The organism is Arcanobacterium urinimassiliense (genome assembly GCF_900119495.1).
Classification (GTDB): domain Bacteria; phylum Actinomycetota; class Actinomycetes; order Actinomycetales; family Actinomycetaceae; genus Arcanobacterium_A; species Arcanobacterium_A urinimassiliense.
The window spans coordinates 1,368,456-1,392,016 of the sequence record NZ_LT632435.1 but is presented as its reverse complement, the minus strand read 5'-3'; the positions used below and the strand labels follow the sequence as shown (position 1 = coordinate 1,392,016).

The 23,561-nt window shown below is 50.8% G+C and carries 24 protein-coding genes and 1 tRNA gene; 23 read left to right on the top strand and 2 right to left on the bottom strand.

The annotated features are described in order from the left end of the window. Positions 1 to 10 precede the first annotated feature (10 nt). Positions 11 to 83 (bottom strand) — tRNA-Arg (locus BQ7117_RS06255). 177 nt (positions 84 to 260) lie between these two features. On the opposite strand from BQ7117_RS06255, the gene argS reads away from it, so the two are divergent. From argS to BQ7117_RS06140, 23 genes are all read left to right on the top strand, one after another. After that, entirely contained in the window at positions 261 to 1,931 is a 1,671-nt protein-coding gene (argS, locus tag BQ7117_RS06250) for an arginine--tRNA ligase (protein WP_073996682.1), read from the top strand. Between the two features lie 43 nt (positions 1,932 to 1,974). Next, positions 1,975 to 3,342 (top strand): diaminopimelate decarboxylase, encoded by a 1,368-nt coding sequence (gene lysA / locus BQ7117_RS06245; RefSeq protein ID WP_073996681.1) that lies wholly within the window; start codon positions 1,975 to 1,977, stop codon positions 3,340 to 3,342. Between the two features lie 37 nt (positions 3,343 to 3,379). Continuing rightward, on the top strand, positions 3,380 to 4,705 hold the full coding sequence (locus tag BQ7117_RS06240) for a homoserine dehydrogenase (protein WP_143273986.1): 1,326 nt from the start codon (positions 3,380 to 3,382) through the stop codon (positions 4,703 to 4,705). Then, the gene (gene thrC, locus BQ7117_RS06235; protein WP_073996679.1) at positions 4,705 to 5,805 is read left to right on the top strand and encodes a threonine synthase; all 1,101 of its coding nucleotides are present in this window, start codon (positions 4,705 to 4,707) and stop codon (positions 5,803 to 5,805) included. Before BQ7117_RS06240 ends, thrC begins: the two co-directional genes overlap by 1 nt. A 52-nt stretch (positions 5,806 to 5,857) precedes the next feature. Beyond that, positions 5,858 to 6,745 (top strand): homoserine kinase, encoded by an 888-nt coding sequence (thrB, locus tag BQ7117_RS06230; RefSeq protein ID WP_073996678.1) that lies wholly within the window; start codon positions 5,858 to 5,860, stop codon positions 6,743 to 6,745. Positions 6,746 to 7,010: 265 nt separating this feature from the next. Continuing rightward, a complete protein-coding gene (gene rho, locus BQ7117_RS06225; protein ID WP_073996677.1) occupies positions 7,011 to 8,636 on the top strand; it encodes a transcription termination factor Rho in 1,626 nt (541 codons plus the stop codon). A gap of 118 nt (positions 8,637 to 8,754) precedes the next feature. After that, a complete protein-coding gene (rpmE, locus tag BQ7117_RS06220; protein ID WP_073996676.1) occupies positions 8,755 to 8,967 on the top strand; it encodes a 50S ribosomal protein L31 in 213 nt (70 codons plus the stop codon). 79 nt (positions 8,968 to 9,046) lie between these two features. Beyond that, positions 9,047 to 10,174 (top strand): peptide chain release factor 1, encoded by a 1,128-nt coding sequence (prfA, locus tag BQ7117_RS06215; RefSeq protein WP_073996675.1) that lies wholly within the window; start codon positions 9,047 to 9,049, stop codon positions 10,172 to 10,174. A gap of 22 nt (positions 10,175 to 10,196) precedes the next feature. Continuing rightward, the gene (prmC, locus tag BQ7117_RS06210; protein WP_073996674.1) at positions 10,197 to 11,057 is read left to right on the top strand and encodes a peptide chain release factor N(5)-glutamine methyltransferase; all 861 of its coding nucleotides are present in this window, start codon (positions 10,197 to 10,199) and stop codon (positions 11,055 to 11,057) included. A gap of 74 nt (positions 11,058 to 11,131) precedes the next feature. Further along, positions 11,132 to 11,779, top strand: coding sequence for an L-threonylcarbamoyladenylate synthase (locus tag BQ7117_RS06205; protein ID WP_073996673.1), 648 nt, complete (start codon positions 11,132 to 11,134; stop codon positions 11,777 to 11,779). Further along, positions 11,776 to 12,960: an MraY family glycosyltransferase gene (locus tag BQ7117_RS06200; protein ID WP_073996672.1), complete on the top strand. Its 1,185-nt coding sequence runs from the start codon at positions 11,776 to 11,778 to the stop codon at positions 12,958 to 12,960. Before BQ7117_RS06205 ends, BQ7117_RS06200 begins: the two co-directional genes overlap by 4 nt. After that, positions 12,960 to 13,412: a hypothetical protein gene (locus BQ7117_RS06195; protein WP_073996671.1), complete on the top strand. Its 453-nt coding sequence runs from the start codon at positions 12,960 to 12,962 to the stop codon at positions 13,410 to 13,412. Before BQ7117_RS06200 ends, BQ7117_RS06195 begins: the two co-directional genes overlap by 1 nt. A 142-nt stretch (positions 13,413 to 13,554) precedes the next feature. Then, complete coding sequence (gene atpB, locus BQ7117_RS06190; protein ID WP_073996670.1) at positions 13,555 to 14,370, top strand: F0F1 ATP synthase subunit A; 816 nt, start codon at positions 13,555 to 13,557, stop codon at positions 14,368 to 14,370. Positions 14,371 to 14,411: 41 nt separating this feature from the next. Next, a complete protein-coding gene (gene atpE, locus BQ7117_RS06185; RefSeq protein WP_073996669.1) occupies positions 14,412 to 14,615 on the top strand; it encodes an ATP synthase F0 subunit C in 204 nt (67 codons plus the stop codon). Beyond that, complete coding sequence (locus BQ7117_RS06180) at positions 14,615 to 15,193, top strand: F0F1 ATP synthase subunit B (protein WP_073996668.1); 579 nt, start codon at positions 14,615 to 14,617, stop codon at positions 15,191 to 15,193. The genes atpE and BQ7117_RS06180 overlap by 1 nt, the downstream gene beginning before the upstream one ends. After that, positions 15,193 to 16,014, top strand: coding sequence for an ATP synthase F1 subunit delta (gene atpH, locus BQ7117_RS06175; protein WP_073996667.1), 822 nt, complete (start codon positions 15,193 to 15,195; stop codon positions 16,012 to 16,014). The genes BQ7117_RS06180 and atpH overlap by 1 nt, the downstream gene beginning before the upstream one ends. A 38-nt stretch (positions 16,015 to 16,052) precedes the next feature. After that, complete coding sequence (gene atpA / locus BQ7117_RS06170; RefSeq protein ID WP_073996666.1) at positions 16,053 to 17,678, top strand: F0F1 ATP synthase subunit alpha; 1,626 nt, start codon at positions 16,053 to 16,055, stop codon at positions 17,676 to 17,678. An 8-nt stretch (positions 17,679 to 17,686) separates the two neighbouring features. After that, positions 17,687 to 18,601: a F0F1 ATP synthase subunit gamma gene (locus BQ7117_RS06165; RefSeq protein WP_073996665.1), complete on the top strand. Its 915-nt coding sequence runs from the start codon at positions 17,687 to 17,689 to the stop codon at positions 18,599 to 18,601. A 42-nt stretch (positions 18,602 to 18,643) separates the two neighbouring features. After that, positions 18,644 to 20,128 carry a F0F1 ATP synthase subunit beta gene (atpD, locus tag BQ7117_RS06160; RefSeq protein WP_073996664.1) on the top strand — a complete coding sequence of 495 codons (1,485 nt, stop codon included), beginning with the start codon at positions 18,644 to 18,646 and terminating at the stop codon, positions 20,126 to 20,128. Further along, the gene (gene atpC / locus BQ7117_RS06155) at positions 20,128 to 20,385 is read left to right on the top strand and encodes an ATP synthase F1 subunit epsilon (protein ID WP_073996663.1); all 258 of its coding nucleotides are present in this window, start codon (positions 20,128 to 20,130) and stop codon (positions 20,383 to 20,385) included. Before atpD ends, atpC begins: the two co-directional genes overlap by 1 nt. Before the next feature lie 12 nt (positions 20,386 to 20,397). Next, positions 20,398 to 21,093 carry an endonuclease NucS gene (gene nucS, locus BQ7117_RS06150; protein WP_073996662.1) on the top strand — a complete coding sequence of 232 codons (696 nt, stop codon included), beginning with the start codon at positions 20,398 to 20,400 and terminating at the stop codon, positions 21,091 to 21,093. A gap of 15 nt (positions 21,094 to 21,108) precedes the next feature. Continuing rightward, positions 21,109 to 21,393: an ATP/GTP-binding protein gene (locus BQ7117_RS06145; protein ID WP_202613026.1), complete on the top strand. Its 285-nt coding sequence runs from the start codon at positions 21,109 to 21,111 to the stop codon at positions 21,391 to 21,393. Positions 21,394 to 21,458: 65 nt separating this feature from the next. Beyond that, the gene (locus tag BQ7117_RS06140; protein WP_073996661.1) at positions 21,459 to 22,244 is read left to right on the top strand and encodes an alpha/beta fold hydrolase; all 786 of its coding nucleotides are present in this window, start codon (positions 21,459 to 21,461) and stop codon (positions 22,242 to 22,244) included. Between the two features lie 22 nt (positions 22,245 to 22,266). Here BQ7117_RS06140 and BQ7117_RS06135 read toward each other — a convergent pair whose 3' ends face one another. After that, positions 22,267 to 23,427: a hypothetical protein gene (locus tag BQ7117_RS06135; RefSeq protein WP_073996660.1), complete on the bottom strand. Its 1,161-nt coding sequence runs from the start codon at positions 23,425 to 23,427 to the stop codon at positions 22,267 to 22,269. Positions 23,428 to 23,561: the final 134 nt, after the last annotated feature.

Here is a 23,561-nt window from a genome sequence, read left to right as displayed (position 1 = left end):
TCTTAATCTGCGCCCCGAACAGGATTCGAACCTGCGACCTTTCGCTCCGGAGGCGAACGCTCTATCCCCTGAGCTATCGGGGCAGATATATTTGCGATACTTTTTGTATCGGATTTCAGTGTAGCAGTGAACGCCGGCAGATTCCGAACTAAGTTTTTGAAGTGTCACACGTAGCACATTGCAGCCGAGCAAATTACTTAATGGCTAAGTTCACCTCCGCTCGCTAGAGGCTCTGCCGCACGGCTCGGTAGAATGCAATTATGACTCCTGAGGAACTTGCTGAACTTATTGCGAAATCATTGCACCAAGTGCGTGCGAATAAAGAAATTACTTTTGCGGATACGGATATGCCTGCCGTGCGAGTAGAGCGCCCGCGGGCCCGAGCGCATGGCGATTGGTCTACTAATATCGCTATGCAGTTGGCGAAAAAAGCGGGACTAGCTCCACGCGATTTAGCGGAGATTTTAGCTGCTGAGCTGCGTAAGGAAAGCGGTATTGCCAAAGTTGAAGTAGCGGGCCCGGGGTTCCTCAATATTTATTTGCAGGCGGCAGCAGCAGGAGAATTAGCGCGCAGTATTGTGGAAGCGGGAGCTGCTTATGGTACTTCTACCGCCAATAAAGGGCAGAAAATTAACTTGGAGTACGTTTCCGCTAATCCCACTGGCCCAATCCATATAGGCGGTGCACGCTGGGCGGCTGTGGGTGATTCTTTAGCGCGAATCTTGGCAGCTACCGGTGCGGAAGTGGTACGTGAATACTATTTCAATGATCATGGCGCACAAATAGATAGATTTTCTTCTTCCCTTCTTGCGCGCTCGCGTGGAGAGGAAGTGCCAGCAGATGGCTACGGTGGAGAATACATTTCTAATATCGCTGCTCAGGTGCAGGCGGAGCATCCGGAAGTGGATTTCGCCGGACTTCCGCGCGAAAAAGCGCAGGAGCTTTTCCGTAAATACGGCGTCGCACAGATGTTTGCAGAAATAAAAAAGGAACTTATCGATTTTCGAGTGGAATTTGATGTTTATTTTCATGAAGATTCTCTTTACTCCTCGGGAGAAGTAGAAGAAGCCTTAAAGCAGTTAAGAGAGCGGGGTGCCCTCTACGAAAAAGATGGCGCGACGTGGGTGCGCACTAAAGAATTCGGCGATGATAAAGACCGGGTAGTAATAAAAACTAACGGAGAGACTGCTTACTTTACGGGTGATATCGCTTATTACCTCAATAAACGCCGGCGGGGAAGCGACTGTGCCATCTATTTGCTAGGGGCTGACCATCACGGATATATCGGGCGGATGTATGCGATGGCGCGCGCTTTTGGAGATGAAGCCGGCAGCGGAAAAAACATGGAAATCCTCATTGGGCAATTGGTGAATCTTCTGCAGGATGGGGAGCCGGTACGGATGTCGAAACGAGCCGGCAATGTGGTGGTGCTCAGCGATTTGGTAGAAGCAGCCGGAGTAGATGCGGCGCGCTATTCGTTGGTACGCAGTGCAATGGATACACCTTTGGAAATTGATTTAGCACTCATATCTGCGCACACCAACGATAACCCCGTCTATTACGTACAGTATGCGCATGCGCGTATCTGTTCAGTAGCGCGCAATGCACAAGAGCATGGAGTAGAACGGCGTGATTTTGATCCGGCTTTATTAAATACGCAGGCGGATAAGGATCTGCTCGCCACTTTAGCTCGCTATCCGGAAGTGGTAGCTCAAGCAGCTGAACTGCGCGAACCGCACCGAATTGCGCGCTATATCGAGGAAGTAGCGGGGGCCTATCATGCTTGGTATGGTAAATCGCGTGTCACTCCGCGTGCTAGTGATCCTGTGACTGCTACGCATCGGGCGCGTTTATGGTTGAATGACGCTGCCGGGCAAGTATTAGCAAATGGATTACAGCTTCTGGGAGTAGCAGCTCCGCAGCAAATGTGAGAGTAGAGAGCCAGAGTCGCATCGGGCAGAGCAGGAGGAAAAGATGAATTTGGAAAATGTAGCTGCCCCTCGCCCAGATAATAGCTGGAGCGGAATTTGGTCGCAGCAGGTGGAAGTACTTCCGCAGGGGGAGTATGCGGTGGCGAAAATTCCGGTAAGTGATTTAGCTGCTCGTTTTGACACTCCGCTTTATATTCTCGATATTGCAGACGCCCGGGCCCGCGCGCGGCGCTGGAAAAAAGCTCTCGATAATGTTTTTGCTGATCTTGCGGGTGGAGACGTCTATTATGCTGGAAAGGCTTTTCTTTCGAAGGCTTTTGCCCGGTGGATGTGGGAAGACGGGCTCTATATTGACGCCACTTCGGCGGGAGAATTACAGATTGCTTTGGCAGGCGGAGTGCCGGGAGAGCGCTGTGCTTTGCATGGCAATAATAAATCCCGTGCGGAAATTACTGCCGCCTTGGAGAATAACCTCGCTCATATCGTGGTTGATTCAATAGCGGAATTGGAGCTAGTAAATGAGCTGGCTGCTGCGCAGAAAAAAATAGCTCCCATATACCTGCGTCTCACCTCGGGAGTACATGCCGGTGGGCATGAATTTATTGCCACTGCGCACGAAGATCAAAAATTCGGTATTTCAATTCCGAGTGGAGCCAGTCATCTAGCCATAAAACGCGCCCTAGAGTTACCTTATATCCGCTTACAGGGCTTACATTCGCATATTGGATCGCAGATTTTACAATTAGATGGTTTTCGGGCGGCAGCTCGCATTCTTTTAGCGGAAAGAGCTTGGGCGATGGCGCAAGGAGCGGAAATATCTGAGATTGATTTCGGAGGTGGCTACGGAGTGCGCTACACCGAATTAGATAGTATTCCGCCTACTCCAGAAGAATTTACCTGCGCCTTAGCGGCAGAAGTAGGCGCTCATATTGCGGAAACCGGATTGCCAGCTCCGCGCGTATCTATTGAGCCGGGGCGTTCGATTATCGCGCCAGCTGTATGCACTCTCTATACGGTAGGTACGGTTAAAGAGGTGGAGCTAGCCGACGGAATTAGGCGTTATATCTCCGTCGACGGAGGAATGTCAGATAATATTCGCCCAGCTCTCTATGCGGCCGATTATACCGCGGCACTCGTATCGCGCACTTCTCTCGCTCCCCTAGAGCGCGCCCGCGTAGTGGGTAAACATTGTGAATCCGGTGATATTGTGGTGCATGATGTAGCTTTACCTGCGGATATTAAAGCAGGGGATTTATTAGCGGTACCGGTGACGGGCGCCTATGGAAGAGCAATGGCGTCTAATTACAATATGATTCCTCGCCCCGGAGTGGTAGGGGTGAGAGACGGAAAAGCAGAAATGCTTATTCGCCGGGAGACAGTAGCAGATTTATTAGCTCTTGACCTAGGGTAAACTGAGAAGAGTCGGGAAAAGAATAGCGAGGAAAGCAGTGGAAAAAAGCGTAAAAGTAGCTCTGTTGGGCTGCGGTACAGTGGGGAGCGCAGTAGCGCGGCTGCTTAGCGAACAGGCAGATATTCTCGCGGCGCGCGCAGGAGCTCGTCTCGAATTAGTGGGAATTTTAGTAAATGATTTACAAAAAGAGCGTCACTTACCGGTAGATCCGGCGTTATTTACCACCGATGCCTTGGAGCTGATAAAGAAAGCAGATATCGTAATCGAGCTTATCGGTGGAATTGATCCACCGCATGCTTATGTACGGGCCGCTTTAGAAAATGGAGCTTCGGTAGTTACGGGCAATAAAGCCCTTTTGGCTACTCACGGGCCGGAACTTTATGAACTAGCTGCTGCTAATGATGTAGATCTTTACTACGAAGCGGCGGTGGCCGGAGCGGTGCCGGTAGTTTACGGCTTAAGAGAATCCTTGGCGGGTGATCGAGTCCAGCAAGTACTGGGAATTATGAACGGCACTACCAATTTTATTCTCGATCAAATGCACACCACGGGAGCAGATTTTTCCCAAGCGCTTGCACGCGCGCAGGAGCTAGGTTTTGCGGAAGCAGATCCGAGTGCCGATATCGACGGCTTAGATGCGGGCGCGAAAATCGCTATTCTGGCTTCGCTAGCTTTCCACACCCGGGTGCGGCTAGATGATGTGGAAATAACTGGTATTCGAGATGTGACTGCGGAAGATATTAAGGCGGCTGAAAAAGCCGGCTACGTAATTAAGCTAATTGCGGCGGCGCGGATTCGTAAAGACACGCAGGGGCAAGGTGGAATCGAAGCTAGCGTAGCTCCTACATTGGTGCCGAAAGAAAATCCGCTGGCCACAGTGAGTGATTCTTTCAATGCGGTAATGATTGAGGCCGAATCTGCCGACCGTTTGATGTTCTATGGCCGTGGAGCCGGCGGAGCGCCTACTGCTTCTGCGGTGCTTTCAGATTTGGTGGCGGCAGCTGGAAAACGAGTATATGGAGGGCAAGCTCCGCGGGAAATAGTCTATGGTTCCCATCCGATACTCGCTAAAGGGGATTTCCGTTCTCGTTACTACATCAAGTTACAAGTGGCAGATAGGCCGGGAGTGTTGGCAGAGATGGCGAGCATATTTGCGCAGCACAACGTCTCTCTTTCTACCGTGAGCCAGGAAGGTCAGCCGCAAAGCGATAAAGATAATGCTGCGCAGGTGCAGAAGCAGCCGGTAGAGATTATCTTTATTACGCATATGGCGCGGCGGGCGGATATTGATGCCGCGGTAGTTGAATTGAATAAATTAGCGGCGGGCGCGCCAGCAAAAGTACTGCAGGTGGAGGATAAATAATGGCACATCAGTGGCAAGGGGTTATTTACGAGTATTTAGAGCGGATGCCTTTTTCGGATTCCGATCCGGTGGTTACCCTGCAAGAAGGGGGCACTCCGCTCATTTATTCCCGTTCTTTGAGTGCAAAGGTTGGAGGCGAAGTCTACATAAAAGTAGAGGGAGCAAATCCGACTGGATCGTTTAAAGACCGAGGAATGACGGCAGCTATTAGCCACGTTTGCCAAAGCGATACGAAAGTAGTGGCTTGTGCTTCTACCGGTAATACCTCCGCTTCAGCTGCGGCCTACGCGGCGGCGGCTGGTTTGGAATGCGCAGTAATTTTACCGGCTGGAAAAATTGCGGCGGGAAAGCTGGCCCAAGCGATTGTGCACGGGGCAAAGTTGATTGCTATTGACGGCAATTTCGATGACTGCTTGCGGATTGTGCGGGAGCTGACGGATAAATATCCAGTGGCTTTAGTTAATTCTATTAATCCCTATCGCTTACAAGGGCAAAAAACTGCCGCCTTTGAGATTGTAGATGCCTTAGGAGATGCGCCGGATATTCACGTATTGCCGGTAGGAAATGCGGGAAATATAACCGCTTATTGGATGGGGTATATGGAGTATGCAGGGAAAACTACTGCTGCTTCTCTGGATGATACTGCGCGGCGTCTCCCTCCGGTGGCGAAAAAAGTGCCCCAGATGTGGGGAGTACAGGCTTGGGGAGCTGCTCCGCTAGTGCTAGGGCATCCAGTGGAGAAACCGGAAACACTAGCCACGGCGATTCGAATTGGTAATCCGGCTTCTTGGGATTACGCCGAAGCTGCTAAGCAAGATTCGCACGGTTGGATAAGAAGAGTGAAAGATAGTGCAATCTTGCAGGCACAGGCACTCTTAGCGGCCGAAACCGGTATCTTTGTAGAGCCAGCTTCCGCTGCTTCGGTGGCTGGTTTATTGGCGGCGGCAAATGAGAATGAAGTGCCGGCGGGGGCGCAAATCGTCTGCACCGTCACGGGAAATGGCTTAAAAGATACGGCCACAGCTCTGCAAGGCCGAGAATTTACCCAAGAGCCTCTTCCGCCGAATACTGCTGCGGTACGCCAGGCATTGCAGCTGTAGTGGGAGAAAATTTTTCTAATCGGAAGTGCACCGGAAGTAGAAAAGAGCGAAAATGCGGATTGTAAAAGAAAATGCGCGGGTGCGAGTACCTGCTACTTCGGGAAATCTCGGCTCAGGTTTCGACTGTCTCGGAATGGCGCATGATTTGTGGGATGAAGTTTTCGTCTCTCTCACTACTGGCCCGACGCGGGTTACGGTACTAGGTGAAGGGAAAGATACGGTACCGCGCGATGAATCGCATCTAATCATCACGGTAATTAACGATTTATTAGATAAATTGGGATTGCCCCGCGCCGGCTTAGATTTGATTTGCCGAAATCATATTCCGCACGGAAGAGGCCTCGGATCTTCTGCAGCGGCGGTAGTAGCCGGAATCATGCTGGTACGTGGCATAATAGACCAGCCAGAGGTGCTAGATGATAAGACGGTTCTGGAATTGGCTACTTCTTATGAAGGTCATCCAGATAATGCCGCTCCCTGTATTTACGGAGGGGCGACTCTTTCCTGGGTAGAAGGAAAAGAGATAAATACGGTGCAGCTACCTGTTTCAGAAAAAATTCACACCACCTTATTGGTGCCACAGGAGGTACTTTCTACCGCGGCCGCACGCACGGCTTTGCCGGAAAAAGTGCCGCATACAGACGCCGTTTTTAATCTCTCACGCGCCGCACTCTTAGTGCATGCGTTAGAACACCGCCCAGATTTGCTTTTTTCCGCTACCGCTGATCGTTTACATCAAAATTATCGAGCGGAGCAAATGCCGCACAGTGCAGATTTGCTCGCGGCCTTGCGCAAAGCCGGCTGGCCGGTAGTCGTTTCGGGAGCTGGCCCCACTTTGTTGCTTTTTGCCGAGGTGCCTGATGCACTCGCCCGCACTATCAGTGAGCAAGGTTTTACATTGATATCTTCGCGCCCGGCCGCGGGTGCGCAATTACTCTAAAAGGCATCTTTAGCTGTAGGGAATGGCACATAGCAGGATTCAGTGCTTATTTTATTTTTTTCTTTAAATGTGCAAGAATATGAAGCAGGCAAGAGCGAATCTGAATAAAATTCGTTTCGCAGCGTATTCGGCTTATTCCTAGAGGATGGCATATTCTTGGAGGATATTTGATAGCCGCTTTGCCTCGATATCACTTCCGTAATTTTTAGTGATTAGTAAAAGTAATATTTGCATACCTTATAGAGGTACTTAGCGAAGGAAAGTAGTGAGCGAAAACTCCCAGAAGTCCGGCAATTTAGCTGGAAAACTCTTACCGGAATTAAAGAAAATGGTGGCAGAGCTCGGTATTAAGATGCCGCCCCGCTCCCGAAAAGCTGATTATATTGCTGCTTTAGAAGCGCATATGGATTCGAGTGCCTCGGCGAAGGCGCCGCGGGTTTCGGTAGAAAAAACAGAAGATTTAGAAATTCCTGCTGATAAGCAAGCGGCTTTAGAGGCGATTGGTGACGCTGCTGCGCGCCGTGCCCAAGCGCATCGGAATAGAGATAAGAATAAAGAAGATGCTGCAGGGGACGAGCGTCCGCAGAATAAGCGGGAACGCCACCGCCGTGATCGCGCGCGGAATCGCAACGAGAAGAATCGCGATCGGCATAGTGAGGCCACTGCGCGGGTAGAGAAAAACTACAGTGCAGATGATAGTGACTATGAAGAAGAAGAAATTTTAGCTGCAGCAGATGGCAATGAAGAAGTACTGCTGCCGGTGGCGGGAATCCTCGATCAAGCTGGAAAAAATGCTTATTTGCGCACGGGCGGCTATTTGCCAGGCAAGAATGATGCCTATGTATCGCAGCAGGTAATTAAGAAATACGGTCTGCGGCGCGGCGATGCCGTCTCCGGTTTTGTGCGCCCAGCAAAGAATAATATGCGCCGGGGGCAGCGGACTCATAAATATAACCCGCTAGTGGAAATCAGCGCTATTAATGGGCTCTCTCCGGAAGAATCGGCTGAGCGTCCGGAATTTAATAAACTGACGCCGCTTTATCCGCAAGAAATGTTGCGGATGGAAACCACGAAAAAAGGGCTCACCACGCGTGTAGTCGATTTGATGGCTCCAATCGGAAAGGGGCAGCGCGGGCTGATCGTATCTCCTCCTAAAGCGGGAAAGACCATTATTATGCAGCAATTGGCAATGGCAATCGCGCATAATAATCCGGAGGTACATTTAATCGTGGTGCTGGTAGATGAACGCCCCGAAGAAGTTACCGATATGCAGCGCCTGGTAAATGGGGAAGTAGTAGCTTCTACTTTCGATCGGCCGGCTTCCGATCACACCATAGTGGCAGAACTGGCAGTCGAGCGCGCCAAGCGGCTGGTGGAATTAGGGCAAGATGTAGTAATTCTGCTCGATTCACTCACTCGGCTTTCGCGCGCCTACAACTTAGCAGCTCCAGCTTCTGGGCGTATTCTCTCGGGTGGAGTAGACGCAGCGGCACTCTATCCGCCAAAGAAGTTTTTCGGAGCAGCTCGCAACATAGAAAACGGTGGCTCGCTCACTATCGTAGCTTCGGCATTGGTAGAGACGGGCTCGAAGATGGACGAAGTGATTTTCGAAGAGTTCAAGGGCACCGGCAATATGGAGTTGCGCCTTTCGCGCGAGCTAGCAGATCGGCGTATTTTCCCGGCGGTAGATGTAAATGCTTCGGGCACTCGTCGGGAAGAACTTCTCTTCAGCCCAGAAGAGCTGAAGATTGTGTGGCATTTGCGGCGGGCTTTGGGCACTTTGGATGTGCAAGGTGCTTCGGACTATCTCCTCAATAGAATGCGTAATACCGAGTCCAATAAGGAATTTTTAATGTCCATTGTGCGCGGTATGCAGAATGCAGGTGAGTGATTACTCACCTAGCTGGAAAATACCTAAAAAAAGTGTTGTAATATACCGTCGGCTTCTGGTTCACCGCTAGCCGTTTTCGGAAGTGGACCCAGAGCAGAAAACGATCCAAGGAGTAATAATGAAGCAGGGAATTCACCCCGAATATACAGATATCCACGTCAGCTGCACCTGTGGGAACGAGTTTGATACCCGTTCTACGCTGGAGCGCGATCATTTGCGGGTGGATGTATGTTCTGCATGCCATCCTTTCTACACCGGTAAGCAGAAGATTCTGGATACCGGCGGGCGGGTAGCACGCTTCGAAGCCCGTTACGGCAAGCGTAATAAGTAGTTTTGTATTTTCGAACGCCGGTACTCTGGTACCGGCGTTCGGCGTATAAAAACGTAGTTAGCAAAGCAAAGGCGGAACGGTGGAAGAGCAGAAAGTAGATGCGCAGGCGGAATTTCCGGCAGCGGCAGCCATATTGGCTGAATACAAGGATATTGAAAAGCAGATGGCTTCTCCGGAGGTGTTGGGAAAGCCAGAAAAGCTGCGCTCTTTGGGTCGGCGCTATGCGGAACTAGGGCATATTGTTAATCATTACCTAAATTGGCAAAAGACCCGGCAAGATTACTTAGATATGCGAGAAATCGTAGCAGCTGGCGGAGAAGATGCGGAGCTTTTTGCTCCGGAATTGCCGGCTTTAGAAGAAAAGGTGGCAGAGGCCGCTACCGCTTTGCGCGATGCACTTATTCCGCGCGATGCCGATGATTCTCGCGATGTAATTCTAGAGGTCAAAGCGGGAGAAGGCGGAGAAGAGTCGGCTCTTTTTGCCGGAGATTTATTGCGTATGTATCAGCGTTATGCAGAAGGGCGGGGCTGGAGTACCGAAATTCTCTCTGCCAATCTCACCGATATGGGTGGATATAAAGATGTGCAGCTTGCTATCAAAGCGAAACAAGTGCCGGAAGATCCAGCGGCAGGAGTTTGGGCGAGCATGAAATTTGAGGCGGGCGTACATCGAGTACAGCGGGTGCCAGTCACAGAATCTCAGGGGCGTATCCACACTTCAGCTGCCGGAGTATTGGTATTTGCCGAAGTAGATGACCCCGGAGAAATAGAGATTAATGATAATGATTTACGTATCGACGTCTACCGTTCTTCAGGTCCGGGTGGGCAGAGCGTAAATACGACTGATTCGGCAGTGCGTATCACCCACCTTCCTACGGGAATAGTGGTGTCGATGCAAGATGAAAAATCTCAGATTCGCAACCGCGAAGCAGCTATGCGGGTATTGCGGGCGCGGTTGCGCCAGCAACAGTTAGATGAGCAGGCCGAAAAAGAAGCGGCGCAGCGGCGTTCGCAGGTACGTACGGTCGACCGTTCGGAGCGGATACGTACCTATAATTTCCCGGAAAATCGGATTTCCGATCATCGTACTGGCTATAAGGCTTATAACTTAGACGCGGTGCTAGATGGCAATCTGCAAGAAGTAATTGATTCGCTCATCGACGCCGATAACGCCGAACGGCTCGCGCAAGCAGCGGAAAATGAGTAACTTTTTAACGAAAGTTGCCTAGATGTGCGAGCAAGAATGGCGTGAGCAAGTGCAGCAGGCGCCGCAATGGCAGGAATTGATTCGCGCTGGAGTAGCACAGCTGGCGGAAGCTGGGGTGGAAAGTACTTTCCCGCAGGTGAAATGGTTGGCGGAAGCAAGTGTAGAAAAATTCCCCGAATCTTTTACTGCTGCGCGGAGCTATTTTTTTCACCTACTCACTCAGCGCGCGCACCACGTGCCACTGGCACATCTCCTAGGGAAAATGTGGTTTCGTTACTTAGAATTAGAAGCGCGCCCGGGAGTTTTCATTGTGCGCCCGGAGACGGAGTTGGTGGCGGAAACTGCTTTGAATTTTCTCGCTAAGCGGGAAAATCCGCTGGTAGTTGATTTATGTAGCGGGTCAGGGGCGATTGCTTTGGCGCTAGCTACGGAGTGTCCCCGCGCTAAAGTGTATGGGGTAGAGATATCTGCTATCGCCTACGAATCCGCTCTTCGTAATAATGCTCGCTATGGGAATCCCGTTATTTTCTTGCAGGGTGATGCTCGCACTGCGCTGTGCGAACTAGCCGGTCAAGTGGATTTAGTAATCACAAACCCACCGTATATTCCCGCCGGAAGAGAACTGAGCCTAGAAGTGCAAGCTGATCCAGAGATTGCCCTCTTCGGCGGAGGGACGCGCGGCGAAGAAATACCCCGACAGTTAATTGCGCATTCCGCGCAGCTGCTCAATTCCAGTGGGGCTCTTATAATGGAGCATGACGATACGCAGGGAGCAGCGCTGCGCGCGGAGGCGAAAAAGTTTTTTGCGCAGGTGCAGACTGGCCAGGATTATAACGGGCGAGAACGCTGGCTCTATGCAGAGGGTATCGCCGCAGATGCGTAAGTGAGCTCAGAAAATTCGGCGGGGCAGCTGCCCGAATTTCCTAAATCTGAGTAGGATATAGGCGGGAGGAAAATATGCAGATATGGGATTGCCAAACCGCGGAAAAGCGTTCGGCTGCAATTGCGCAAGCACTGGCAGCGGTAAAACGCGGAGAAGTAATTTGCCTTCCTACGGATACGGTATATGGCATTGGTGCTGATCCTTTTAATGCCACCGCAGTGAACGCGCTTTTAACTGCTAAATCGCGCACGCGCCAGAAGCCTTCTCCCGTGCTGGTAGCAAATATCGAGCAAGCTCTGGAACTAGTGGCTGATTTTCCAGACCCAGCCCGCGCTCTTGCCGCAGCATTTTGGCCAGGTGCCTTGACGATGATTTTTTCGGCTCGCCCTACTCTGGGCTGGGATTTAGGAGAAACGCACGGCACGGTCGCTTTGCGAATGCCCAACCATCCTTTTACTCTCGCTCTTTTAGAAAAGACGGGCCCGCTCGCCGTCACCAGTGCCAATAAGAGCGGAAATCCACCGGCTCTCCGCGTTGAAACGGCGCAAGAGCAGCTTGGAGAAGCGATAAGTCTCTATCTGGATGGTGGAAAATCTCCGGGTGGCACGGCTTCAACTATTGTGAGCTTCTCGGATACTGCTCCACAATTACATATTCTTCGCGCCGGCGCTATTCCGGCGGCAACACTGGCAGAAGTTACGCAAATGGAGGTAGCGGAGTGAGAGTATATCTGCTGATTATGCTCTTTGCAGCAGTAATCACGTATCTCCTCGTACCTTTAATACTGCATATTGCCCTTTCCGTCGGAGCTATTACGCAGGTGCGGCAGCGAGATGTGCACAAAGTGCCGATAGCCCGGTTGGGAGGTACCGCAATGTATCTAGGGCTACTTATCACTTTTGTACTTGCTTCTCAGATCCCTTTTTTGCAGGATGTCTATTCTCCCAACTCAGCTGCGTGGGGAATTGTGCTCGGTTCCGGATTTATGTGTCTGGTCGGCACAGTTGATGATATTTGGGAATTGAATTGGTATACGAAACTGGCGGGGGAGGTTCTCGCTGCCGGAATCATGGCTTGGTTTGGAGTGCAGCTAATTTCTTTACCTTTTCTCGGTATCACTATCGGTTCGGAGCGTTTTACTCTTATCGGCACAATTCTGGTAGTGGTGGTAGTGGTGAACGCCGTCAATTTTATTGATGGCTTAGATGGCCTCGCCGCAGGGGTAATCGGTATCGCTGCCTGTGCCTTTTTCTGCTACGCCTACTATCTAGTACGGATATCTTCCCCGGGAGATTACGCTTCAGTGGCCACTGCAGTGGTGGCAGCATTGGTGGGTGTATGTGCCGGATTTTTGCCGCATAATTTTCATCCCGCGCGGATTTTTATGGGGGATTCCGGGGCTCTTATGCTCGGAGCGGTAATCAGCGGGGCGGCTATTCTAATTACTGGGCAGATAGATCCGGCGAATGTAAATATGCGAGTGGCGATGCCCGCCTTTATGCCACTCCTAATCCCGGCAGTTATTCTCTTAATCCCGCTCATAGATTTTTCTTGGGCGGTAGTACGGCGTCTACGTCAAGGGCGTTCTCCTTTTATGGCTGATTCTGGCCACTTGCATCATCGGTTACTTCGCAGAGGTCATTCACAAGTGACAGCAGTTTTAGTGCTCTATCTCTGGGCGGGAGTAGCTTCTTTTTCCGGAGTTATATATACGATTTTTCCCTATTCTTGGGTGCTAGCTCTGATAGGAGTGGCGATACTGGGCAGTATTTACTTGACCGTCCAAAAATTCTCCGCAAAACACAACCCCGCAATCGCAGCTGATTCTGCACCTGTAGCTGATTCTGTGTCTGCGGTTGACTCTGCCCCCGGAGTTGTTCCCCCAGCGAGAAATAGCTACTGATGTTTCATAATTTCCATTTTCACCGCCGGATACCTGGAAAACGGCGCGATGCGGGAGAAATTCTGCGTCTAGTTTCTCTTCTCTCCACCGGCATCTGTTTCTTATGTGCTGCCCTGGGAGGAATTTTGGGAATAATTTTGGGAAAGCCCCAGCTGGGAATCGGAGTAGCAATCGGTCTTTTTGCAGTGTGCATTTCTAATATGTTTTCTTGGATATTTGAGGCACATATTACGGCTAAATTCCCGAAATACAGCGTCCTTTCTAGTCTTATCAGCTACGGCGGGAAAATACTTTTAGTTTTTATAGCTCTCGTAGTGGTACGAGTAGGAAATTTTGCCAGTCTCGGCGGAGTTTGCGGCGGTTTTATAGCCGGACTCTTGATTTCACTCTGCATAGCTTCGCTGGTAATTTTGCGCGCCCCCGGCCCGGATTTTTCTACTTCTGATCTTTAAAAAATATCTTCGTTTTTACCTGCCCCGGGGCTGGCTGATACGGCAATTCTCATGTAGAGTATTAACGTTAGGTTTTGCTCCGGATCCAGCGATGCCGCGTGGGCGGAGGCGGAAAAATTTTTAGAATAGGATTAAATGGATAGTGAATACTCCGCTTAGTCTCATCGTCCCTGCTTACTTCACCGCTACCGCGGGAAATGATTTTACTGGCCCTTCTTTGGCAGGAGAATTTGATCCAGCCCCGATTCTTTTTGCGGGCACTCCTTTTGCCTTGAATCGTATTATTTTAGTGCGGCTAATCGCGGTGCTCTGCCTTTTCCTAATTATGTTCCTCTATTCGCGGCGCGCTCGCTTAGTGCCGGGAAAAGCACAGAGTGCGGTGGAATCGCTTTTAGAGTTTTCACGAGTACAAATCGGGGAGCAGATTCTCGGGCCTAAAGCCGGCCCCTATCAGCCTTTCTTAGCCACACTTTTTCTCGGCATTCTTTTCATGAATTTGACGGGCGTGATACCCGGTTTGCAAATAGCCGGCACTTCTCTTTTCGGTATGCCCCTTATCTTCGGCATCTATGCCTATATCGGCTTTATAGTGGCAGGCGTAAGAAATTCGGGTATTAAGTTTTTCCGCAATTCACTTATGCCCCCAGGGGTACCGGCTCCGCTCTACATACTGATGATTCCGATTGAGCTATTTTCGACCTTCATATTGCGCCCAATCACCCTTGCCTTGCGTCTTTTAGTGAATATGGTTTCAGGGCATTTCATCCTGGTGCTTTGTTTCTTAGGTACTAACTACCTCTATTTCACTATCTCCGGTGCTATCGGGGTGGGGGCTGGTACGCTCACGCTGCTAGCCGGAATCGTCTTTGTAGTATTCGAAATTTTCGTGGCCGCTTTGCAGGCATTCATCTTTACTATGCTCTCCGGCGTCTACGTATTGATGTCAATATCGGAATAAACTTTCATAAACAGATAACAACACAGAAAAGGAAATTAAATATGACTGGTAGCATCGCCACTATTGGATATGGTATCGCCACCCTAGGACCTTCGCTGGCTATTGGTATGATTGGCGCGAAGACGCAGGAATCTACCGCTCGGCAGCCAGAGCTGAAGGGATATCTGCGTATTAATATGTTTCTGGCCATCGCCTTTGCGGAGGCACTGGGTCTGATTGGCTTCGCCGCTGGATTCGTATTCTGATGATTATGGAGACGGCTATTTTTGCATCCGCCTCCGCTTCTGCCAGTGGCTTCCAGCTATTGGTGCCGGCTTTGCCGGATTTGCTTTGGGGTACGGTCGCTTTCGTAATTGTGGCAATTGCGATTTATAAATTTGCCTGGCCTACTTTCTCCCAGCTTTTAGAAGAGCGGGGAGAAAAGATTGACGCCGGCTTGCAGGCTGCGGCTGCTGCGCAAGAAGAAATCGCGGCAGCGCAGGCACAGTTGCGCAAAGAAGTCACCTCTGCTCAGCAAGAAGCGGCATCAATCAGAGAAAAAGCTCAAGAAAATGCGCGGATGATTATTGCTGATGCCCAGATGAAGGGGCGCGATGATGCTGCTGATATCGTTGATTCTGCTCAGCAGCGTATCGTAGCAGATCAAGAAGCTGCCTCTCGTACTCTGCAAGCTCATATCGGACTTCTAGCTACTGATTTGGCGGGGCGGATTATAGGCGAAGCAGTGAGTGATAAGGAATTGGCTGGGCGGGTCATTGATCGATTCTTAGATGAATTAGAGCAAGATTCGATTCGGCAAAAAGCAGATTCCCGGGAGGCTTAGTGCGTACCGGAAGTGAAGTTGCCTTAAGAAATTTAGTGGATTCCTGGAATGCTCTTTTACGAGAGCACCCAGAGCAGGAAGTAAAATTTGCGCAGGAAATATATGCGGTGCGCGATCTTTTACAGCAGAATGCCACTTTATTAGGAGCTCTTGCTGATAGTGCTCGCCCAATGGAAGACCGCCAGCGTCTGGCAGCGGAAGTATTTGCCAATAGCGTGAGTGGAGCAGTACAAGATCTGTTGAGCGGGGTAATTGCTGCGAACTGGGCAGAAGAAAAAGATTTTTGCGTGGCGCTAGATAATTTAGCGACTCAATCGGTGCTGGCAGGTGCGGAGCGCGTTAATCTTTTAGAGAGTACGGAAGAATCACTGTATAAGTTACTGCGGCTGCTCAGCCGGGAGCGCGATTTACGTATCACCTTGGCTGATACCCATATCGAACTGGCGGCGCGGAAAAAACTAGCAGAGCAGGTATTCTCTGATATTAATCCTTATGGTAAAGAGCTTATTTTCCGGGCTTTGCAGCTGAGCGAAGAAGAATCGTTTACTCGGGTTATCAGTAGATATATGGATATTGCTGCGGAGCGGGGAGCACATTTGGTGGCTTCGGTGTTGAGTGCAGTGCCCCTGAGCAGTGAGCAAGAAGAGCGATTGTGCAATATTCTCAGTAGGAAGTATGGAGCGGATATACGCTTGCATACCACTATTGATACGAGTATTGGCGGCGGATTGCGCATCCGCGTGGGCGATGAGGTAATTGACGGTACTTTAGGAGCACGGCTGGCAGCGGTGCGGGAAAAATTTGCAAAAAATCTTAAATAAATGCGGCGGAGGCCGCTGAGAGTGAACGAGGAAGAGGAATGGCTGAACTAGGCATCCAACCCGAGAAAATTCGGGAGGCGCTGAGCAACTTCGTAGAGTCTTATGAGCCAGCTCAGGTGGCTGGGGAAGAAGTCGGGCAGGTACTGGAGACGGCAGACGGTATTGCGCGTGTGTCCGGGCTGCCCGGTACGATGGCGAACGAGTTGCTGACATTTGAAGACGGCACGCAAGGTTTAGCAATGAATCTTGAAGAAAAAGAAATCGGCGTGGTAGTGCTCGGTGATTTCTCGATGATTCAGGAAGGTATGGAAGTACGCCGTACCGGCGAAGTGCTTTCCGTGCCAGTAGGCGATGGTTACTTAGGGCGAGTGGTAGATCCACTAGGTAATCCCATTGATGGTCTGGGAGATATCACTAACCTGCAGGGGCGGCGCGCTCTGGAATTGCAGGCTCCCGGCGTGATGATGCGGAAATCGGTATGCGAACCGCTGCATACGGGATTAAAAGCAATTGATGCCATGATTCCGATTGGGCGGGGGCAGCGGCAGCTCATTATTGGCGATAGGCAGACTGGAAAAACGGCCCTCGCTATCGATGCTATTTTGAATCAGAAAGAAAACTGGGAGACTGGCGATCCACAGAAGCAAGTACGTTGTATCTATGTGGCAATTGGGCAGAAAGGTTCTACTATTGCCTCGGTGCGCGCTACTTTGGAGCACGCCGGAGCTTTGCAGTATACGACCATAGTTGCCGCACCTGCTTCTGATTCGGCTGGTTTTAAGTACTTAGCACCGTACACTGGCTCTGCTATTGGCCAGCACTGGATGTACGATTCTAAGCACGTATTAATCGTTTTCGATGATCTTTCTAAACAGGCGGAAGCTTATCGTTCGATGTCGCTGCTACTTAGAAGACCTCCGGGGCGGGAAGCTTACCCGGGCGATGTATTCTACTTACATTCTCGCTTACTGGAGCGTTGTGCGAAACTTTCGGACGCTTATGGCGGCGGTTCAATGACTGGCTTGCCGATAATTGAAACGAAGGCGAATGATGTATCGGCGTATATTCCGACTAACGTAATTTCGATTACGGATGGGCAGATATTCTTGCAGTCGGATTTGTTTAATGCCAATCAGCGCCCGGCAGTAGATGTGGGTATTTCCGTATCGCGTGTGGGTGGAGATGCCCAGATTAAGGCGATGAAGAAAGTGGCCGGTACGCTGAAGATTACTTTGGCGCAGTATCGGGCGCAGGCAGCTTTCGCGATGTTCGCTTCCGATCTGGATTCTGCCACTCAGAAGCAGCTCATTCGTGGTGAACGGCTAATGGAACTGCTTAAGCAGCCACAAAATACGCCTTATCCAATAGAGGAGCAGGTAGTTTCGGTGTGGGCAGGTACGCATGGGTTTATGGACGATATACCGGTGATAAAAGTACATGCTTATGAAGCGCAGCTTTTGGATTATCTCCGGCATAATTCTCAGATACTTTCCACAATCGCGGATACGGAACTGCTCACCCCCGAGACGGAAGCAGAATTAGAGAAGGAAGTGAAAGCTTTTCACGAGAGCTTCCTGGCTAATTTAGAAGCCAATGCGGCTAAGCTTCCGGAGGAAGAAGTGAGCGCAGAATCTGCGCAAGAGAAAATTGTGCTTAAGAAGTAGGGAATACCGTGGGAGCTAGCCAGCGAGTTTACAAGAAGAAGATTCAAGCTACCTCCACGCTTGAAAAAGTATTTCGGGCGATGGAGCTAATAGCTGCATCTCGGATTGGGAAAGCCCGTAAGCAGGCTTTAGGAGCTGATCCCTATACGAAAGAGCTCACCGCAGCTCTGGCAGCTGTAGCTGTGCATGCGCAGACTAACCACCCTTTGGTTAATGAGCGTAATGATACTAATAAGGTAATCGTATTTGTGATTACTTCTGATCGCGGCATGGCGGGAGCCTATTCAGCTTCTGTGCTGCGGGAAGCGGATGGGCTTCTTGAAGATTTACGTGCCGCCGGTAAAGAGCCAATACTATTTGTATTTGGTCGGCGGGGAGAATCTCATTACTCCTTCATGGGTGAAAAAATAGAGAAAGCCTGGACGGGAGAATCAGATAAGCCGTCTAATGAGACTGCCCTGGAAATTGCGCAGCTTTTCTTAGCGCGATTTTTAGCTCCGGCCGCAGCTGGGGGCGTGGCAGAACTGCACGTGGTATCGACTCGTTTTGAATCGATGGTGCGCCAGACGGTAGAAATTCGCCGTATGCTGCCGCTGGTTGTGGTAGATGAGGAAGAAGATAGCGCAGAAGAAAGTGCGGATAAGAGTTTTACTCAGTATCCACTCTACGAATTTGAGCCTTCGGCGCAGGAGGTTTTCGATGCCTTACTGCCGCTGTATGTGTCGCAGCGTATCCATTCGGTATTGCTGATGGCGGCGGCTTCGGAATTGGCTTCGCGCCAGAGAGCGATGCAATCGGCCACCGATAACGCTCGTGAACTTATTAATGATTATGTCCGGCAAGCTAATAATGCTCGTCAGGCTGAAATTACTACAGAAATAACAGAAATTGTTTCCGGTGCAGATGCGCTGGCTGGCAAATAAATGCGGTAGCGGTAGCTGCCGGGAGCAAAGAGGAAGAGATAAATGACCGTCGAAGATAAGACTCAGAATACAGACGCGCGTCCCCTCTCAGATGGGCGGATAGTGCAGGTAATTGGGGCGGTAGTGGACGTAGAGTTTCCGCCGGATGCTCTGCCGGCGATTAACTATGCTCTCACCACCGAGGCACAAAATATCAATAGCGATAGTGCCAGTGCAGATGCGCAGTGGCGGAAGATGACTCTCGAGGTGGCGCAGCATCTCGGAAACGATATTGTGCGTTGTATTGCCATGGCTCCTACCGATGGTTTGGTGCGGGGAGCAGTGGTGAAAAATACGGGTGCTCCAATCACAGTGCCGGTAGGGGAAGCTACAAAAGGGCGCGTATTTAATGTGGTGGGCGATTGTTTGAATCTGGAGGAAGGCGAGAAGCTAGAAGTAAAAGAGCGCTGGCCGATTCACCGTTCTGCTCCGGGCTTCGAACAGCTGGAGCCAGAGACAAAGATGTTCGAAACGGGCATTAAGGTAATCGACTTACTCACCCCCTATCTTCAGGGTGGAAAAATTGGTCTCTTCGGAGGTGCTGGTGTAGGGAAGACGGTACTTATTCAAGAGATGATTCAGCGCGTGGCCCAAGATCACGGTGGTGTATCCGTATTTGCGGGTGTTGGCGAGCGTACCCGTGAAGGTAACGATTTGATTATGGAAATGGAAGAAGCGGGCGTGCTGGAAAAGACGGCGCTGGTCTTCGGCCAGATGGATGAGCCGCCGGGGGTGCGTTTGCGAATTGCTCTTTCCGGGTTGACCATGGCGGAGTATTTCCGTGATGTGCAGAATCAAGACGTATTGCTCTTTATCGATAATATCTTCCGCTTCACCCAAGCCGGTTCTGAGGTATCCACGCTGTTAGGGCGGATTCCTTCGGCAGTAGGATACCAGCCCACTTTGGCTGATGAGATGGGTGCTTTGCAGGAGCGTATTACTTCTACCCGCGGTCACTCGATTACTTCTCTGCAGGCTATTTATGTACCGGCTGACGATTACACCGATCCGGCGCCGGCTACTACTTTCGCGCATTTGGATGCGACTACGGAACTTTCGCGTGATATTGCTTCCCGCGGTCTTTATCCGGCAGTAGATCCGCTTTCTTCCACTTCGCGTTTGCTTGATCCGCAGTATGTAGGGAAAGAGCACTATGAGGTAGCTACGCGCGTCAAGCAGATTCTGCAGAAGAATAAAGAGTTGCAAGATATTATCTCCATTCTCGGTGTAGACGAGCTGAGCGAGGAAGATAAGATTACTGTGGCACGGGCGCGCCGGATTGAGCAGTATTTATCGCAGAATACCTATACGGCAGTGAAGTTTACAGGTGTAGAAGGTTCTACCGTGCCGGTCGCCGAAACGGTCGAGGCATTCCGGCGTATCTGTGATGGCGTATATGACCAGGTACCGGAGCAGGCTTTCTTTAATATCGGAGGTATCGAAGATATCGAACGCCGCTGGTATGAGATTCAGCAGGAAACTAAGTAATGAAACTGGATATAATATCGCGCCGCGGAGTTATTTTCACGGGTCAAGTATCCGAAGTGGTGGTGCCGGCTTATGAGGGAGAAATGGGAATTCTTCCGGGGCATGCACCGGTATTGGCGGTACTAGTGCCCGGAAAAGTCCGTTATACCACTGATTCTGGCCAGAAAAACTATGCAGAAATTAGTAATGGGTTCATGACGGTGGATTCCGATAATATCCGGATACTAGTGGAGAGCGGCCACGCGATAGAGGAATGAGATGATAAGCTGATGCGCTTAGTGATAACCAAGTGCGCAGTGGATTATGCCGGGCGCTTAGATGCGCATTTAGAGCCGGCTATTCGCCTAATTATGGTGAAGGCAGATGGCTCGGTGCTCGTACATGCTGACGGGGGCTCTTATAAGCCTTTGAATTGGATGAGTGCGCCCTGCGATTTACATACTCGGGAAGCGACAGCAGAAGAAGCCACTGCGGGTATAACTGAAGTTTGGGAAGTGGTGCATCGCAAGACCGAAGATAAATTAAATATCCAGGTCTTTAGCGTCTATTCTGATATTGAATATGAATTTGGCAATGAACCAGGCCTGCAGAAAGACGGGGTAGAAGCTCATCTGCAAGCGCTGCTCGCGGAGCAAGTAGAGCTAGTAGGCGCAGATATGCGCTTAGTGCGCCGCGAATACCCCACTCCTATCGGTCCGGTAGACCTCATGCTCGTAAATTCTTTAGGAGAGCATATTGCCGTGGAAGTGAAGCGGCGGGGCGAAATAGATGGCGTAGAGCAACTTACGCGCTATTTAGAGTTCCTGCGGCGTGATTCTACAATTACTCCGGTGCATGGGGTATTCGCGGCGCAAGAAATTAAGCCGCAGGCACGTACCTTGGCAGAGGATCGGGGAATTTCCTGCTTGATTCTAGATTATGATGAAATGCGCGGATTGAATGATGCAGCAGATAGGCTCTTTTAAAGATAGGCTCTTTTAATGCGGAAATCTCGCAAATATAGCCGAGTGGTGCGCCCGCTTAATACGGAGCGTATTCTGGGCTATACGCGCCAAGAAATAGGCAAAGATGGCCGTGAGTATAAAGTGCATCATATTCAAAGTGCTAAAAAGCGCTATATTTGCCCTGGCTGCTCTGGAACTATATCTATAGGGGAAGCGCACGAAGTGGCGTGGACGGAAGAAAATTGGTTTGGCAGAGAAGCGGGACTGCGGGAGCGGCGGCATTGGCATACTGCTTGTTGGCGGGCGCGCGGGAGAAGATAAAGCGAAGATAAAGCGAAGATAAAGCGTTGATAAGGAAAATTTCTAAAAGAGAAGAGATAGCTAAGATGGAGAAAATTCTGGCCTATAAGCGCAGTGGCCCGGAGAGTGAGCTTCCGTTAGTGTTGCTACACGCCCTTCCTTTAGATGGGAGTATGTGGGATAAGGTGCGCCTACTTCTAGATGATATTGATGTGCTCACGATAGACGCCCCCGGCTTTGGCTGTTCGCGCCCGGGGCAAGAGTTCTCCGCAACTGGAAGTATTAGTGCCTACGTGGAGGCCTTAAAAAATACTTTAACGAAGCTCGGAATAGAAAAAATTGCACTGGGCGGGCTCTCTATGGGAGGAGTGGCAGCTGCGGCATTTACTTGCAGCCACTATGCGCAAGTGCGAGCTTTAGCACTTATGGATACGAATATTGCGGCTGATACTGCCGCCCAGCGGGCGCGCCGGCAAGAGATTATTGCCCAAGCTGCACAGGGGCAAGGAAAAATTGCGCTTAGCGATTGGCCGGAGACTATGCTTTCGCCGGCGGCGACTGCTGAAATAAGGCAGGATTTACGGTTACGTTTGGCAGCTATACCAGAAGACGGGCTGAAATGGGCACAGGAAGCCATGGCAGGGCGCGCTAGCTATGAAACAGCTGTAGAAAAAATTTCTGGGCCGATCTATCTTATTCGCGGAAGTGACGATCCTACCTGTGCGCGCGCTGCTCTAGCTGCTTGGGGAGAGCGGAGTGCCAATGCTCAGCTCAGAGAAGTGCCCGCCGCCGGGCATTTTACCGCTTTAGAGAATCCGCTCGCTTTAGCGAAGATTTTACGCGAATTCTATGCGGCAGCGCGCGCTGCGTAATCTGCACTCGCGCGCATCTGCGCTATTCTCCCGCCGCTGCCTTTTCTGCAGCTGCTTTCAGCATTTCGTCTAGTGCGAGAGAATTTTCCGAATTATTCAGCACTCCACGCATATCCTCTAAATATGATGTGAGAGCGGCGCGCTGTGCCTCTAGAGATTCTACGTATTCAGCGGCGGCGCGACGCTTAGCGGTGCTTTCTTCTTCAGCTGCCGCCCGCAGTTGCTGACTTTCTGCCCGTGCTTTTGCCAGTATATCCGCTGCTTCCGTGCGAGCTTCCGCAAGTATTTCTGCCGCTTGTTGCGTAGATTCAGCGCGCAACTCGCTAGCCCGTTTTGTAGCTTCGGCTACGCGCGCTTCAGCCTGCTGAGCAGTGTTTTCAGCTGTTTGCAGCATTGCTTCGGCTTTTTCGCGTAAATCGGCTTCTTGTGCCGCTAAAGCCGCAGCTGCCGCTTGGTTGCGCTCGGTAATTTCTTTTTCTGCATCTGCCCGCATTGTAGTGACCAAAGTTTCGGTATCTGCCCGTAATTTTGCAGTTTCTTGTGCGGCAGCGCTGCGCATTTCCGCTACTTCTTTTTGGGCAGCGCTGCGGAGAGCAGTAGCGGCACTGGCAGCTTCTACTTTTAAAGTATTTATTTCTTGTGCGGTCTGCGTGGTGAGAGTCTGGGCATCTGCTTCGGCGCGCGTGCGCATCATTTCCGCTTCACGCCGCGCCGATTCCAGCATTTCACTGCTAACTTTTCCGGCGGCAGCCGTCTTCTCTTCTGCATTTCGTTTGGTGGTATCAGTTAAATTAGCGGCGTCTTTCTGTGCTTTTTCTAAAATATCACGGCTTTCCCGCTCTGCCTCTGCCCGCAGATTCTCCGCTTTGCGCTGGGCATCTTCCAGAAGTTTCTCGGCATCCCGCCGCGAATGCGTCATCACATCTAAAGCTTGTTCTTCAGTGGCGCGCAGCAGTTTCTCTACCCGCGCTCCCAAGCCGGCATAAGAGGGGCGGCTATTTTCCCGCAGTTCTGCCTGTGCTTGGGCAAGTTTTCCGGATAGCTGCAAAATCTGGCTATCTAATTCAGCCACTTGCGCACGAGTCTGGCCGAGTATATCAGTAAGTTCCCCTACCTTCTGATCTACCTGTGCCCGATCATAGCCGCGCATAACTACGGAAAATTCTGCTTCTTCGCCACTCATGCTTTTTTTCTCCATTTCGGCCAGATATTCATATTCTTTGCCCGATTCGCATCGGCACATAGTCCATATATTATTATAATTGATGAAGAACGGAGTTTTATACCCGGGAGAAACCTACCTTATTAGAGAGCGTA

Excerpts from the sequence above, each read along its gene's own strand:
- argS (WP_073996682.1), top strand. The coding sequence starts at position 261 with ATGACTCCTGAGGAACTTGCTGAACTTATTGCGAAATCATTGCACCAA.
- lysA (WP_073996681.1), top strand. The coding sequence starts at position 1,975 with ATGAATTTGGAAAATGTAGCTGCCCCTCGCCCAGATAATAGCTGGAGC.
- thrC (WP_073996679.1), top strand. The coding sequence starts at position 4,705 with ATGGCACATCAGTGGCAAGGGGTTATTTACGAGTATTTAGAGCGGATG.
- thrB (WP_073996678.1), top strand. The coding sequence starts at position 5,858 with ATGCGGATTGTAAAAGAAAATGCGCGGGTGCGAGTACCTGCTACTTCG.
- rpmE (WP_073996676.1), top strand. The coding sequence starts at position 8,755 with ATGAAGCAGGGAATTCACCCCGAATATACAGATATCCACGTCAGCTGC.
- prmC (WP_073996674.1), top strand. The coding sequence starts at position 10,197 with ATGTGCGAGCAAGAATGGCGTGAGCAAGTGCAGCAGGCGCCGCAATGG.
- BQ7117_RS06205 (WP_073996673.1), top strand. The coding sequence starts at position 11,132 with ATGCAGATATGGGATTGCCAAACCGCGGAAAAGCGTTCGGCTGCAATT.
- BQ7117_RS06195 (WP_073996671.1), top strand. The coding sequence starts at position 12,960 with ATGTTTCATAATTTCCATTTTCACCGCCGGATACCTGGAAAACGGCGC.
- atpE (WP_073996669.1), top strand. The coding sequence starts at position 14,412 with ATGACTGGTAGCATCGCCACTATTGGATATGGTATCGCCACCCTAGGA.
- BQ7117_RS06180 (WP_073996668.1), top strand. The coding sequence starts at position 14,615 with ATGATTATGGAGACGGCTATTTTTGCATCCGCCTCCGCTTCTGCCAGT.
- atpA (WP_073996666.1), top strand. The coding sequence starts at position 16,053 with ATGGCTGAACTAGGCATCCAACCCGAGAAAATTCGGGAGGCGCTGAGC.
- atpD (WP_073996664.1), top strand. The coding sequence starts at position 18,644 with ATGACCGTCGAAGATAAGACTCAGAATACAGACGCGCGTCCCCTCTCA.
- atpC (WP_073996663.1), top strand. The coding sequence starts at position 20,128 with ATGAAACTGGATATAATATCGCGCCGCGGAGTTATTTTCACGGGTCAA.
- nucS (WP_073996662.1), top strand. The coding sequence starts at position 20,398 with ATGCGCTTAGTGATAACCAAGTGCGCAGTGGATTATGCCGGGCGCTTA.
- BQ7117_RS06145 (WP_202613026.1), top strand. The coding sequence starts at position 21,109 with ATGCGGAAATCTCGCAAATATAGCCGAGTGGTGCGCCCGCTTAATACG.
- BQ7117_RS06140 (WP_073996661.1), top strand. The coding sequence starts at position 21,459 with ATGGAGAAAATTCTGGCCTATAAGCGCAGTGGCCCGGAGAGTGAGCTT.
- BQ7117_RS06135 (WP_073996660.1), bottom strand. The coding sequence starts at position 23,427 with ATGAGTGGCGAAGAAGCAGAATTTTCCGTAGTTATGCGCGGCTATGAT.